A 13130-nucleotide genomic window follows, 5' to 3' on the forward strand; every position below is an offset into this window, starting at 1 on the left:
AGTAGGGTGGAGCACGTCGAGGTCTTTCGGGATGGCGAGCGTGAAGAACTTCCATCATCCGGGAGACCTCGACCCCTACCCGGCCACTGACGCGCTCAACCGACTACACCCTCGTTCGTGAAGAGCCGAAAAAACTTGCTCCCAATGTACGTGCCGCGGCGCCATCCACGGCCCGGTCGTCGCGCGACAGTGGACGGCAGAGTCGTCAGGCCCCGAGCTTGAACGCCTCGCGGTAGGACAGGCGCCCACCGGTGCGCATGATGCTGCGCTCATACAGCCGCGTCGCGAGACGGGTGATGACGTACGCCGCGACGATCGCGATGGCGATGGCGAGGATTGGCTCCCACCATGCGGCGCTGCCGTCCATGATGCGTGCCGGCATCGTCACGGTCGAGACGACCGGAACGTACGAGGCGACGACCTGGGCCGTGCCGCTGAGCGACATGCCGACGACGAGCACGAGGACGACGAGCATGACGACGGGCTGCGACGTCGACTGCACGTCCTCGCTGCGTGAGGCGAGCGCGCCGGCGACGGCGAACATGCAGGCGACGACGAAGAATCCGACGAGGAAGAACAGCAGGAACCATCCGGAGGCGCCCGCGACGGTGCCGACGAAGGCGCTCCACTTGGTCTGGCTCAACCCGATGAGTGCGACGGCGGCGAGCAACGTCACCTGAGCGATGGCGAGCAGCGCGTTGCCGATGATCTTTCCGGCGAGGATGTGGCGCAGCGGCACGGCGCTCGCGAGGATCTCGACGATGCGTGACTGCTTCTCTTCGACGACGCTCTGCGCGATCGGCATGCCGAACATGAACGCGACGAAGTAGAACAGGAACGCGAAGACGAGTGACACCACCTTCGCGAGCCCGGCGCGGTCGGCGTCGGAGCTGAGCGTCGACGTCGCCACGGCGCCGCCCTTCGTCAGCGACGACAGCTCGACGCCCTGCGATGCCGCGTTCGACGCGAGCGTCAGTTGAGCGGCGCTCGTCGTCACGTTCTTCTTCAACCCGTCGTCGATGCTCTTGTCGCCGATGAGTTGCCAGCCGCCGTTGGTGCGCAGCAGTGCGGCGTCGGCGTCGCCCTTCGTGACGGCGGCGCGGGCTGCGGCATCGTCGGGGAAGGCCGTGCTCGTGTACTCGACCTTCGCGCCGCCGTCCTTCGCGCTCGTCGCAGCGCCGTCGACGACCTGCTTCGCCGACGGCCCGGAGGCGCCCTTCGTGTCGACGATCGCGACCTTCTGCGTGTCCGTCTTGCCGGCGATCCACACCTGCACGGCGAACGTGCCGATCACCATGGCGAGGGTGACGCCGAGGCCGACGAGGAAGTTCTTGTCGCGCGCCTTGACGGCGATCTCGCGCAGGGCGACGATCTGCCACGCCGGACGCGAATCACGCTGAGCTGTCTGGACGTTCATCACGCCACCTCCCGGTAGATGTCGGCGAGCTGGGGCAGGACCTCGGCGTATTCGCGGATGCTCGCGCGTGCCATGACGGTGCGCAGCAACTCGTCGGACGCCCTTTCGCGGCCCTCGGCGTCGTCGGGCAGTTCGAGCAGCGCCCGCGGGCCGTCGACGTCGACGACACCGATGCCGAGACGGTCGGCGACGTCACGCACCCACCCGGCGTCGGAGTCGAGGACGAGGCGGTGACGGACGCGTCCGCTGCGGCGCAGCTGCGCGGCCGTGCCCTGCGCGGCGACGCGGCCGCCCGCGAGGAAGACGAGGCTGTCGCAGAGGCGTTCGACGAGGTCGAGCTGGTGGCTGCTGAACAGCACGGGCACGCCGCGCGAGGTGAACTCGCGCAGCAGGTCGGCCATCGCGTCGACGGCGCGCGGGTCGAGGCCGCTGAACGGCTCGTCGAGGATGAGCGCGTCCGGCTCGGCGATGACGGACGCCGCGATCTGCACGCGCTGCTGGTTGCCGAGCGACAGCGCTTCGAGCTTGTCCTTCGCTCGGTCGCCGAGGCCGAACCGTTCGAGCAGTTCGAGCCCGCGGGCACGCGCCGCAGCGGGTGCGACGCCGCGCAGCTGGGCGAGGTAGACGAGCTGGTCGATGAGGGGCTGCTTCGGGTACAGCCCCCGCTCCTCGGGCATGTATCCGATGCGCCGGCGATGTTCGCGCGTCATCGGCTCGCCGTTCCACAACGCCTCCCCGGCGCTGGGCTCGAGCACGCCCATGATCATCCGCATCGTCGTGGTCTTGCCGGCGCCGTTGCCGCCGATGAAACCCGTCATCTGCCCGTCGGCGACCTCGAACGACACGTCGTCGACGGCCGTCTTGTCACCGAACCTGCGGGTCAGGCCTCTGGCTTCCAACATGTTCCGCTCCCTCGTCATGTTCGATCGTTCCTCCAGCCTGTCGCGTCGGCCGTCGTGCCGGATCCGGCGCGCGACGGATCTTCGCGCCTCCCCCTCGCGACGGAGCTGTCAGTCGCCGACGCGCACCAGGCCCGTCTCATAGGCCGCGACGACGGCCTGCACCCGATCGCGCAGACCGAGCTTCATCAGCACGTTCGACACGTGTGTCTTGACGGTGGCCTCACCGACGAACAGCGCCGCCGCGATCTCCGCGTTGGACAGCCCACGCCCGAGCAGACCCAGCACCTCCCGTTCGCGCGGGGTGAGGTCGTCGAGACGGCCGCCTTCGCCCGTCCTCCTCGGGGGCAGCGAGGGCGTCGAGTGGGCCGATGAGGCAAAGGGCCAGGCCGACGTCGTCGGTCCGACGTTGCCCGGGCCGTCGTCAGCGGCCCGGGCGGCCTCGGAGCCCGCGCCGAGCGACCCGTCCTGCACGCGTCGTTCGATGACGCGGCGCGTCACCTCCGGGGCGAGCAGGGCGTGTCCGTGCCCGACGGCGCGCACGGCGTCGGCGAGGTCGTCCGCGTCGGCGTTCTTGAGCAAGAAGCCGCTGGCGCCCGCGTCGAGCGCACTGAAGAGGTAGTCGTCGCGATCGAACGTCGTGAGGATGACGACACGCCCGAGCCCCTCGTCGACGAACCGTCGCGTGGCCTCGATGCCGTCCATGACGGGCATCTGCACGTCCATCAAGGTGACGTCGGGCCGCACCTCGCGGGCCACGTCCAGCGCCTGCGCCCCGTTCGTCGCGGTGGCGACGACGTCGATGTCGTCCTCCACGGACAGGATGAGCGAGAATCCGCTGCTCACCATCTTCTGGTCATCGACGATGACGACCTTGAGCGCGTCCATCAGGCCCACCTTCCTGTCGTTCGCTGCCTCTGTCGGCCTCTCGCTGCGGCCCCGGTCATGAGCGCCCGCCGTCGTCGCCTCGCGCGTCGGGTAGCGGCAGCCTGACGCGCACGCGGTACCCACCGGTCAGCCGGGGGCCGATCTCGGCGCTGCCGCGATGAGCCGTCACGCGTTCACGCATGCCGAGCAGTCCCATGCCGCTGCCCGAGGTGCCCTGCCGTGGGCGCCCATCGTCGAGGATCTCGACCTCTGCGTAGCGCGGCGCACCGGCCCCTTCCTCGCCGCCGCCACTGCGCACCGTGACGGACGCGGACGTCGCCGTCGAGTGGCGCCGGATGTTGGCCAGCGCCTCCTGCACGGTGCGGTAGAGGCTGTGTTGGACACTGCCGGGCACGTCGACGTCACCGATGAGGTCGCGCAGTTCGACGTCGAACCCGGGCGAGGTGACCTCTTCGACCAGTCGCGGCAGATCGTCCAACCCAGGTTCGGGACGACGGTGCGTCGCGTCCAGCGCAACGCCCGTCTCGCGCTCGTTCCTCGTCGCGAGCGAACCGTCCGATGACGCGGCGACCGCCAGATCAGCCGACACCACCCCGCCGCCAGGCGGCAGACGGCCCGGCCCGGACGACGCGCCGTCCCCGGTTCGCAGGGTGCCGAGCAGGCTGCGCATCTGCGTGACGGCGTCGCGCGAGGAGGTCTCGACGTTCGTCAGCGACGTGGCCGCGAGCGACAGGTCCTTAGTCATGAGCTTGCGTGCGGCCGCGGCCTGCACGCCGATCGCGGCGACGTGGTGGGCGACGACGTCGTGCAGTTCGCGGGCGATGCGCAGTCGTTCGTCGACGACGGCGCGTTCGGTGAGCTGCGCCGACTGCTCCTCGATCGTGCGTGCCTGATCCTCGGCGCGGGCTCGGGCGCGAGCTCCACGCCACGAGTTGGCGCCCGTTGCGACGGCAGTGACGAAGAACAGGACGTTCATCATGACGCTCGTGAGCACCGCTCCTGTGCCAGGCCCGAAAAGCGCGTCATCGCGGCTGCCGCGGCCGTTCCTGTAGGCGTCGACGAGCGCGTCACGCCCCGACGCGACCGACAGCTGCACGGCCACCCACCCGAACATGAACACGACGACGGCGCTCGCCGCGACCATCGTCATCCGGCGATCGCGGCCCCAGGCGAGTGCGGTGAAGATGGAGAAGAAGTAGGCCGCCTGCATCGCGAGGTTGCCCATGACGACGTACTGCGCCATGCCGAACGCGAACATGTGCGCGGCGAGCAGCAGCATGACGGCGAGGGGGAAGCGTCGCCGCCACACGAGCGGCAGCATCCCGACGAGCGTCGCCGCGTAGAGCGCGGGCCGCCCCCAGGTGCCGCGCGGCAGGCCCAACGCGCGCATCGCCTCGAGCTCGACGACGGCACCGAGCAGGAAGACGACGGCGATCACAGCGTCGCGTCGCTGCCATCCGGGTGGCAACGGCCGCACCCAGTCGTCGTCCAGACCGAAGAACTCCCTCACGCCTGCGAGGGTAGACGCCGCCACCGACAGCCCGCCTCCCCCGCGCGAGCGAGCGTCAGTTCGTCGCGAGCGACACGACGAGATTGATGGCTGTCGCGACGACGCCGACGCCGAGCGCGTAGCTGAGCAGCGTGTGCTGCAGCACGAGGCGTCGCACCCACCGGTTCTTCAGGTTGGTGTCGCTGATCTGGTACGTCATTCCGAGGTCGAACGCGACGTACGCGAAGTCGTAGTAGTCGGGTTCGCCGCCCTCGAAGTCGATGCCGTTGCCGGCCGGCGCCGGCCCGTAGTACTGACGGGCGTAGCGCAGCATGTACGTGAGGTGCACGAGAAACCAGGACGCGACGACGCCCGCCGTGCCGAGCACGGCTTCGGCGGTGCCCGTCTTGTGCCTGCCCGCGACGAGCAGCAACCGGACCCCGCGAGGCTCGCCATCGTCGCGATGATGACGGTGGCGTCCGCTCCTGCGACGCTCGGATCCTCCTCGCGTGCGTGCTCGGCGGCCTGCGTCGGGTTCATGCCACGCACGATCAGCCACGTCCACGCACTGACGACGATCGCGCCGACCGTCCACCCCGTCATGACGTCGAACACGATCGTCCGGTCGGCGACGGCGATCGTGACGAACGCCGCGAGCACACCGACGATCACGCTGATCACCAACCGAAACCCCGTGCGGCGCGTGAGGGCACGACGGTTCGCCTTGGACGTCTCGTGGGAGGTGTCATTCATGCGCTCATTGTCACCCGACGGAAGCGAACCACCGTGGCCTGCGGCAACGGACGCAACGACCGGCGCGTCGTACGGGCATGAGCATGGAGCGACCTCAGCGGCACCGACTGCCGCATCGCGCGGCGGGAGCAGACGACGCGAGGAGACGACGCGAGCGCCGAGCATGCCGCGGGGACGGCCCCCGGCACCGACATGGCCGGGCCCGCCGGCACGAACTGGTCGGGCTCGAATCATTCGGGCCAGCACGACGACCCCCTGCCGGGCGTGCATGAGACGAGCGAGATGGGCGGCGTCATCGGCGGCGTGATCCCCATGGTGCGACCGAGCACGGCGACACCCATCACCCCCGTCGCAATGGCCGGGGCGGGCGCCGTCGCGTTCGCCCTCATGACGCTGCTGAGCTACCGCACCGCACGGTGGCTGGAGGCGACCGACAACGGCATCGGCGCCAAGAAGGTGCGCGAACTCGTCAGCGGCTTCTTGGGCGCCACCATCATCGTTGCCATCATGGTGGCGATCGATCCGCACGGGGAGATCTTCGTCGGCTGACGCGGGCCGGCACCCGCCCGGGATGCCGGCCCGCGTCAGCCCTCGTCGGATTGCGTCGTCCGAGCTCGTCGTCAGATGACGGGCAGCACCTCGAGGCCACCCATGTACGTGCGCAGCGCCTCGGGCACACGCACCGAGCCGTCGGCCTGCTGGTGCGTCTCGAGGATGGCGACGAGCCAACGCGTCGTCGCGAGCGTGCCGTTGAGCGTCGCGACCGAACGCGTCGAGCCGTCGGTGCGCTCACGGATGTTGAGGCGGCGCGCCTGGAACGTCGTGCAGTTCGACGTCGACGTCAGCTCGCGGTAGGTGCCCTGCGTCGGCACCCAGGCCTCGCAGTCGAACTTGCGTGCGGCGGACGTGCCGAGGTCACCGGCGGCGGTGTCGATGACGCGGTAGGACAGCTCGCACTTGCCCAGCATCTCCTCTTCCCACGCGAGCATGCGAGCGTGCTCCGCTTCGGCGTCCTCGATGCGGCAGTAGGAGAACATCTCGACCTTGTTGAACTGGTGGACGCGGATGATGCCGCGCGTGTCCTTGCCGTACGAACCGGCCTCGCGGCGGTAGCAGCTCGACCAACCGGCGTAGCGCACGGGAGCGTCGACGTTCAAGATCTCGTCCGCGTGGTAGCCGGCGAGCGCGACCTCCGAGGTGCCGACGAGGTAGAGGTTGTCCTCCTCCTGCACGCGGTAGATCTCGGAGTCGTGCGCGACGTCGAAGCCGGTGCCCTGCATCGTCTCCGGCCGCACGAGGGTCGGGGTGATCATCGGGGTGAAGTCGTTCGCGATGGCCTGGTCGAGCGCCATCTGCAGCAGCGCCAGCTCGAGGCGCGCGCCGACACCCTTGAGGAAGTAGAAGCGCGAACCCGAGACCTTCGTGCCACGCTCCATGTCGATCGCGCCGATGAGCTCACCGATCTCGAGGTGATCCTTCGGCTCGAAGTCGAACGTCGGGGCCTCACCGACCGTCTTGACGGTGACGAAGTCGTCCTCGCCACCCGCCGGCACGCCGTCGAGGACGACGTTGGGGACGGTGCGAAGCAGCGCGTCGAACTCCTTGCCCGCCTCGTCGGCAGTGGCCTCGAGCTCCTTGACGCGGGCGCTCAAGGTCGCAGCGTTCTCGCGCGCGGTGTCGGCCTCGGCCTGCAGACGCGCGACCTGCGAGTCGTCACCGCCCTTCTTGGCCTTGTTGAGCGCACCCATCGCGGCGCCGACGCTCTTGGACACCTGCTTCTGCTCGGCGCGCACCCTCTCGAACTCACCGAGCGAACTGCGGCGCGTCGCGTCGAGCTCGAGAATGCGGTCGACGACGCCCTCGTCAGCGCCGCGAGCACGCTGGCTCGCGCGGACGGCGTCAGGGTTGTCACGAAGCAGTCGAATGTCGATCACCCCTCAAGGCTATCGCCCGCGCGAATCTGCGTCATTCCAGTTACAGTGCAAGGCGTGTCGAACACGCCCTCCCGTCCGCGCGCCGCGATCGTCGTCAACCCCACGAAGGTCGACGACCTCGGCGCCCTGCGCCGCGAATGCGTCGACGTCTCGCGCGACGCCGGATGGGCCGAGCCGCTGTGGCTGCAGACCCGCCTCGACGACCCCGGCACCGGCCAGACGCAGCAAGCACTGCGCCAGGGCTGCGACATCGTCTTCGCCGCCGGTGGCGACGGAACGGTGCGCCACGTCGGCGCGGCGCTGAGCGGCACGAGCGTGCCGCTGGGGTTGATGCCACAGGGCACCGGCAACCTGCTCGCGCGCAACCTCGGCGTCTCGGTGGACGGCTCGGCGGCGCTCAACTTCGCGCGGTCGCTCGCGGGCGAGGACACCGTCATCGACGTCGGGCGGGTGCACGCGACGTTCGGGGACGGCTCGGCGACGAACGACACCTTCCTCATCATGGCCGGCTTCGGACTCGATGGCGACATCATGAACGCCACGAGCGAGACCCTCAAGAAGCGGATCGGGTGGATGGCCTACCCCATCGCCGGTGCGCGCTACGTGACCCAGCGCCCCGAGCGCATGCTCGCCTCCTTCGACGACGGCGCGCCGCACACGAAGAAGACGACGACGCTGCTCGTCGGCAACTTCGGTCAGCTGACGGCGGGGGTGCAACTCATGCCAGGCGCCAACGGCACCGACGGGCGCTTCGACACCGTCTGGCTCTCCGCCGACGGGCCCCTGCAATGGGCTGCGCTCTCGGCGCAGATCTTCGCCCGCTCGCGGCGCACCACGGGTCGCGTCGAGCGCACACGCTGCGCCCGCGTCGCGGCCAAGGCCATGGGACGCCCGCGCGCGCTCGAACTCGACGGCGACGTCCTCGGCGACGTGCGTGAGATGGAGATGTGGGTCGAGGAGAAGGCACTGCGCGTGCGCGTCGCCAACGCGCGTCACTCACGCATGTCCGACGTCCGCCGTCACCTCCCCGGCATCCTGGGCCAGACGCTGCGCCGCTGACACGCGCCCCCTGTTCGATTCCCGTCCCCATCTGCGATTTTCGTCCACATTCGTTGCCGAGCCTGGCCCAACCCGTCGCACGGACGGATCGCTTGCGACAGTGACGGGCCGCACTGCGAGAGGGGCTGACGCTTGATGCGTCAGCCCCTCTCGTCGTGTTCAGACCCGCGGTCTTGAACCGAGACCCGTCAGCAACACCGCGCGCCGGGGTTGCGGTCCTGGGCGTCGGTGCGTTCACGCCAGTAGTCGCGCTTCGACATCGGCGCCTCGCCGGGGTGGGCGACGGCGTGATGGCGCAGGTAGCGCTCGTAGTGGTTGTCGCCCATCATCGAGGCGACGTACCACTTGAGCGTGCCGACGATTCCGCCCGGCTCAGGCATGGACGCGCTCACCCGCATGCACGCCCTCGGGGTCGAGGCCCGCCTCACGCCACTGGGCTAGCACGCTCTCCTCGTCGGGCGTGACGCGCATGCCGCTCGGCGCGAAGATCTGCGACGGCACAGCGCCGTCGCGCACCTCGGGGTCGACGTGCCCGGTGCGCAGCGCCTTGAGCGCCGCGAACACACCCGCGATGACGACGACGATGACGAGCACCGCGAAGAGAGCCGAGAGCGTCTCCTGGATGAGCGTGTTACGGATGACGGCGTCGATCTCCTCGGGGGTCTTGGCCGTCTTGAACTTCGTCAACCCCTTGTTCTTGGCGTCGACGAACGCGTTGTGCTGCGCCCAGTAGCCGATCTTCGCGTCGCTCGAGAAGATCTTCTGGTAGCTCGCGACCATCGTCACGAGCAGATCCCAGGCCAGCGGGATGCCCGGGATCCACGCCCACTTCGCCTTGCCGTTGCGGATGACGACGACCGTCACGACCGTCAGCGCGACGGCGGCGAGCAACTGGTTGGCGATGCCGAACAGCGGGAACAGCGTGTTGATGCCACCCAGCGGGTCGGTGACGCCCATGAGCAGGATCGAACCCCATGCGGCGACGACGACGAGCGTCGAGATCCACGCACCGACGCGCCAGGACGTGTCACGGAAGCGGTGCAGCCCGGGCACGTTGCCGAGCGTCTCCGACAGCATGAAACGTGCGACGCGCGTGCCGGCGTCGACCGTCGTCAGGATGAACAGCGCCTCGAACATGATCGCGAAGTGGTACCAGAACTGCTTCATCGAATCGCCTGGGATGACGCGGCTGAACACGTCCGACATGCCGAACGCGAACGTCGGGGCGCCACCGGTGCGCGACACGACCGAAGCCTCGCCGACGTCCTTCGCGGCCTGCGTGATCTCGGGCGCGGTGATCGGATTACCGCCCAAGCCTATCGAGTTCACCCACGTCGCGGCTTTCTCGGCCGTCCCACCCGTCACGCCGGCGGGGGCGTTGATGACGAAGTACAGGTGCTGGTCGATGATGGCCGCCGCGATGAGCGCCATGATGGCGACGAACGACTCGACGAGCATCGAGCCGTACCCGATGAGTCGCGCCTGGCTCTCCTTCTGGATGAGTTTCGGCGTCGTGCCCGACGAGATGAGCGCGTGGAAGCCGGACAACGCGCCGCACGCGATCGTGATGAACAGGAACGGGAACAGCGAACCCGCGAAGACGGGACCGTTGCCGTGCTTGCCGAACGACGTGATCGCGGGGATGTCGATCGCCGGACGCGCGATGATGATGCCGAGCGCGAGCAGGACGATCGTGCCGACCTTCATGAACGTCGACAGATAGTCACGCGGCGCGAGCAGCAGCCAGACCGGCAGGACGGCCGCGGCGAACCCGTAGACGATGAGGCACCAGGCGAGCGCCGTCGGAGACAGCGTGAACATGTCCTTGCCCCAGGCCGTCTCGGCGACCCAGCCGCCGGAGACGATCGCGAGCAGCAGGAGCACGACGCCGATGAGCGACACCTCGGTGACCGACCCCGGACGCAGGAAGCGCAGGTAGCAGCCCATGAACAGGGCGATCGGGATCGTCATCGCGATCGAGAACACACCCCACGGCGACTCGGCGAGCGCGTTGACGACGACGAGGCCGAGCACCGCGATGAGGATGACCATGATCGTCATGACGGCGAGCATCGCCGCCCAACCACCGACGGGGCCGAGCGTGTCGCGCGCCATCTGGCCGATGCTGCGGCCGCCACGGCGCGTCGAGATGGCGAGCACCATGTAGTCCTGCACGGCGCCCGCGAAGATGACGCCGAAGATGATCCACATCGTGCCCGGCAGGTACCCCATCTGCGCGGCGAGCACGGGGCCGACGAGCGGGCCGGCACCGGCGATGGCGGCGAAGTGGTGGCCGAACAGGACGCGACGGTCCGTCGGCATGTAGTCCTGGCCGTTCTCGAACTGCTCCGCCGGCGTCGCGATGTCGTCGCGAGGCTGCACGACCTTGTACGCGATGAGACGGCTGTAGAGCATGTAGCCGATGACATAGCTGCCGACGGCCGCGAACACGAACCAGATGGCGTTGACGTGCTCACCGCGGACGAAGGCGACCATCGTCCAGCCGATGGCGGCGACGATCGCCGCGACGGCGATCATGATCTTCTGCCGCCCGGTGATGGTGCGAGGGGGTTCGACCGCGACGGGGGGCAACCCCGGATCGCGGTCGAGGGTGTCGAGACGTGACGCCGCCACGGTGACCTCCTGGTAGTGCTGGTGGCCATGACGGCCGATGTGAGTAAGGCCACAGTAGGGGTCTACCCATGGGTACGGCGTCTCGGCTCGCGGACCGAGCGATCACATCCTGGTCACGACGTCGGCTGAGGGTTTGGGGGCCTGAGTTCGGATGGGGACTGACCTCGGCCGGGCCGCCCCGCACCGTGCCCCTTCTGCGATTCCTGTCCCCGTCGGCGATTCTCGTCCACCTCTGCGAACGGCGGTCACATCGGCGATTCTCGTCCTCATCCACGAGTTTCGGTCACATCCGCACCCGAGGCAGCCGGCGTCAGGCCGTCGGCCCCTGCGGAAACGGCGGCGAGCCGAACCAGTAGCGACGTGTCTCGCCCGGAAACACGGGGTGGGAGCGGACGTCCTCGAACTGCCCGCCGCACTTCTCGATGACGGCGCGTGACGCCGGATTCTCGGTGCTGCAGCACACCAGCACCTGTTCGACGCCGAGCGCCCGCGCCTCGTCGAGACCGAGCATCAGCGCGCCCGCGGCGACGCCCCGCCCACGAGCGCTGGGACGCACCGAGTAGCCGATGTGACCGATCGCCTCATACAGCACCTCGGTGAGGGTGTGACGCAGGGCCAGAAAGCCGACGATGTCACCCTCCCCCGCCCGCGGGCCGTCGAGCACCCAGAAATAGCTGCAGTGCACGAATCCCTCAGGCGGCGCGACGGTCGTATCGCCCTGGCGCGCACGATCGGTGAGGTAGGCGTCGAACCCGGCGCGCGACGTGTCGACGACGTCGTCGCGACGATAGCCCGTGCCGTCTTTCGGCGTCGCGCCGAACTCGTCGAATGCGCCCTTCCAGTCGTCGTAGCGAGCGGCGTCGGGCCTGATGAGCGTCAGCATCCCGTCATTCCATCACCGTGCGACGCCCCCGGCGACCGATTTTCCCGACGGCCGGCTGGACGAATGTGCACGCAAATCGCCGATGGGGACAGGATTCGCCGATGTGGACGGGATTCGCGAAGGGGGACGCAAATCGCAGAGGGGTACATGACGACGCGATGCGGGCCCCAGAGACCCGCACCGCGCCATGTCAGCTCACACCGTCAGGCAGCTGCGCCGCCCGTCAGGCCATTGACGCCGACGGGCTTGTCGCCACCGACCGTCACGCGCCTCATGGCGCGCGGGCCAAGGTTGGCGTCGACGTAGTCGCGGTTCGCGTAGTGCGACGTCGCGCGGTTGTCCCAGATGCCGACGTCGCCGGGCGCCCAACGGTGGCGGATGGTGTGTTCGGGCTGCGTCAGGTGCGCGTACAGCACGTCGAGGATCGCCCGCGACTCGGCCTGCGACACGCCGACGATGTGGGAGGTGAAACCGGGGTTGACGAACAACCCGCGACGGCCCGTCTCGGGGTGCACACGCACGACGGGGTGCTCGACGACGGGCAGCTCGGTGACGACCTCGCCGCTCCACTCCTGCCCACCGTTCTTGCGCAGGTAGGCGCCCCATTCGCGGTTGCCGTCGTGGGCGGCGACGAGCTGGTCGACGAGGCCGCGGAACGGCTCCGACAGCGAGTCGTACGCCGCCTGCGCGTCGGCCCAGGAGGTGTCGCCGCCGTAGTCCGGCAGCGTCACGGCGCGCAGGACGCTGATGGCCGGCGGCTCCTTCATGAATGTGACATCCGTGTGCCACTCGTCGGAGAACGAGAACTCGGGATCGGAGGAGTCGATCGAGTAGATCTCCTTGCGCTCGTGCGTGCCCGCGACGGGGTGGCCCGCCGTCAGCTCGCCGAGCAGGTTTCCGAGGCGCACCTGAGCGTCGTCGTCGAACGCGTCCTGACCCCGGAAGAAGAGCACCTTGTGCGCGAGCAGCGCGCGGCGCAGGTCGAACGCTATCGCGTCGTCGACCTGCGCGAGGTCGACGCCGTGGACGATTGCGCCGAACGCCGGGCCGAGGCGTTCGATGCGCAGCCCGGGCGTCGCGACGGTGCCGCCGCGGCGCGCCGCTGCGCTCGTCGGTGCGCTGCTCGCGGAGTCGACGTTCGTGTCGGGCGTGGTGTCGAGGAGTGTCATGGCAG

General features: G+C 69.1%; 12 protein-coding genes. 2 read left to right on the forward strand and 10 right to left on the reverse strand.

Translation table 11 applies throughout. The annotated features are described in order from the left end of the window. Window positions 1-205: 205 nt before the first annotated feature. The 5 genes from NQ706_RS10355 to NQ706_RS10375 all read right to left on the reverse strand — a co-directional run bounded on the left by NQ706_RS10355 (window position 206) and on the right by NQ706_RS10375 (window position 5126). The gene (locus NQ706_RS10355; protein WP_038566573.1) at window positions 206-1417 is read right to left on the reverse strand and encodes an ABC transporter permease; all 1212 of its coding nucleotides are present in this window, start codon (window positions 1415-1417) and stop codon (window positions 206-208) included. Next, window positions 1417-2319, reverse strand: coding sequence for an ABC transporter ATP-binding protein (locus tag NQ706_RS10360; RefSeq protein ID WP_038566572.1), 903 nt, complete (start codon window positions 2317-2319; stop codon window positions 1417-1419). Before NQ706_RS10360 ends, NQ706_RS10355 begins: the two co-directional genes overlap by 1 nt. 108 nt (window positions 2320-2427) lie before the next feature. Then, window positions 2428-3204, reverse strand: a complete 777-nt coding sequence (locus tag NQ706_RS10365) for a response regulator transcription factor (protein ID WP_038566570.1) — start codon at window positions 3202-3204, stop codon at window positions 2428-2430. A gap of 55 nt (window positions 3205-3259) precedes the next feature. Beyond that, window positions 3260-4714 carry a sensor histidine kinase gene (locus tag NQ706_RS10370; protein ID WP_235181987.1) on the reverse strand — a complete coding sequence of 485 codons (1455 nt, stop codon included), beginning with the start codon at window positions 4712-4714 and terminating at the stop codon, window positions 3260-3262. Window positions 4715-4769: 55 nt separating this feature from the next. Further along, the gene (locus NQ706_RS10375; RefSeq protein WP_051805519.1) at window positions 4770-5126 is read right to left on the reverse strand and encodes a DUF1345 domain-containing protein; all 357 of its coding nucleotides are present in this window, start codon (window positions 5124-5126) and stop codon (window positions 4770-4772) included. A 584-nt stretch (window positions 5127-5710) separates the two neighbouring features. Between NQ706_RS10375 and NQ706_RS10380 the strand changes: the two genes are divergently transcribed. Continuing rightward, the gene (locus NQ706_RS10380) at window positions 5711-5995 is read left to right on the forward strand and encodes a hypothetical protein (protein ID WP_150112702.1); all 285 of its coding nucleotides are present in this window, start codon (window positions 5711-5713) and stop codon (window positions 5993-5995) included. 71 nt (window positions 5996-6066) lie between these two features. Here the strand turns inward: NQ706_RS10380 and serS are convergent, their stop codons facing one another. After that, window positions 6067-7380 carry a serine--tRNA ligase gene (gene serS / locus NQ706_RS10385; RefSeq protein ID WP_038566564.1) on the reverse strand — a complete coding sequence of 438 codons (1314 nt, stop codon included), beginning with the start codon at window positions 7378-7380 and terminating at the stop codon, window positions 6067-6069. Between the two features lie 54 nt (window positions 7381-7434). Here serS and NQ706_RS10390 point away from each other — a divergent pair, with 54 nt between their 5' ends. Further along, window positions 7435-8439: a diacylglycerol kinase family protein gene (locus tag NQ706_RS10390; protein WP_051805515.1), complete on the forward strand. Its 1005-nt coding sequence runs from the start codon at window positions 7435-7437 to the stop codon at window positions 8437-8439. 188 nt (window positions 8440-8627) lie between these two features. On the opposite strand, the gene NQ706_RS10395 is transcribed toward NQ706_RS10390, so the two are convergent. From NQ706_RS10395 to NQ706_RS10410, 4 genes are all read right to left on the reverse strand, one after another. Then, complete coding sequence (locus NQ706_RS10395; protein ID WP_038566562.1) at window positions 8628-8819, reverse strand: YbdD/YjiX family protein; 192 nt, start codon at window positions 8817-8819, stop codon at window positions 8628-8630. After that, on the reverse strand, window positions 8812-11073 hold the full coding sequence (locus tag NQ706_RS10400) for a carbon starvation CstA family protein (protein WP_038566560.1): 2262 nt from the start codon (window positions 11071-11073) through the stop codon (window positions 8812-8814). The genes NQ706_RS10395 and NQ706_RS10400 overlap by 8 nt, the downstream gene beginning before the upstream one ends. A 310-nt stretch (window positions 11074-11383) precedes the next feature. After that, window positions 11384-11956 (reverse strand): GNAT family N-acetyltransferase, encoded by a 573-nt coding sequence (locus tag NQ706_RS10405; RefSeq protein ID WP_081873546.1) that lies wholly within the window; start codon window positions 11954-11956, stop codon window positions 11384-11386. A gap of 203 nt (window positions 11957-12159) precedes the next feature. Beyond that, complete coding sequence (locus tag NQ706_RS10410; RefSeq protein WP_038566558.1) at window positions 12160-13125, reverse strand: TauD/TfdA family dioxygenase; 966 nt, start codon at window positions 13123-13125, stop codon at window positions 12160-12162. Window positions 13126-13130 lie beyond the last annotated feature (5 nt).

This window comes from Dermacoccus sp. BD5 (genome assembly GCF_044878485.1).
GTDB lineage: Bacteria > Actinomycetota > Actinomycetes > Actinomycetales > Dermatophilaceae > Dermacoccus > Dermacoccus nishinomiyaensis.

What these genes read in the sequence shown, in the direction of transcription:
- NQ706_RS10360 (WP_038566572.1), bottom strand. Translation starts at nt 2,319, where the DNA reads ATGTTGGAAGCCAGAGGCCTGACCCGCAGGTTCGGTGACAAGACGGCC.
- NQ706_RS10365 (WP_038566570.1), bottom strand. Translation starts at nt 3,204, where the DNA reads ATGGACGCGCTCAAGGTCGTCATCGTCGATGACCAGAAGATGGTGAGC.
- NQ706_RS10410 (WP_038566558.1), bottom strand. Translation starts at nt 13,125, where the DNA reads ATGACACTCCTCGACACCACGCCCGACACGAACGTCGACTCCGCGAGC.
- NQ706_RS10395 (WP_038566562.1), bottom strand. Translation starts at nt 8,819, where the DNA reads ATGCCTGAGCCGGGCGGAATCGTCGGCACGCTCAAGTGGTACGTCGCC.
- NQ706_RS10405 (WP_081873546.1), bottom strand. Translation starts at nt 11,956, where the DNA reads ATGCTGACGCTCATCAGGCCCGACGCCGCTCGCTACGACGACTGGAAG.
- NQ706_RS10355 (WP_038566573.1), bottom strand. Translation starts at nt 1,417, where the DNA reads ATGAACGTCCAGACAGCTCAGCGTGATTCGCGTCCGGCGTGGCAGATC.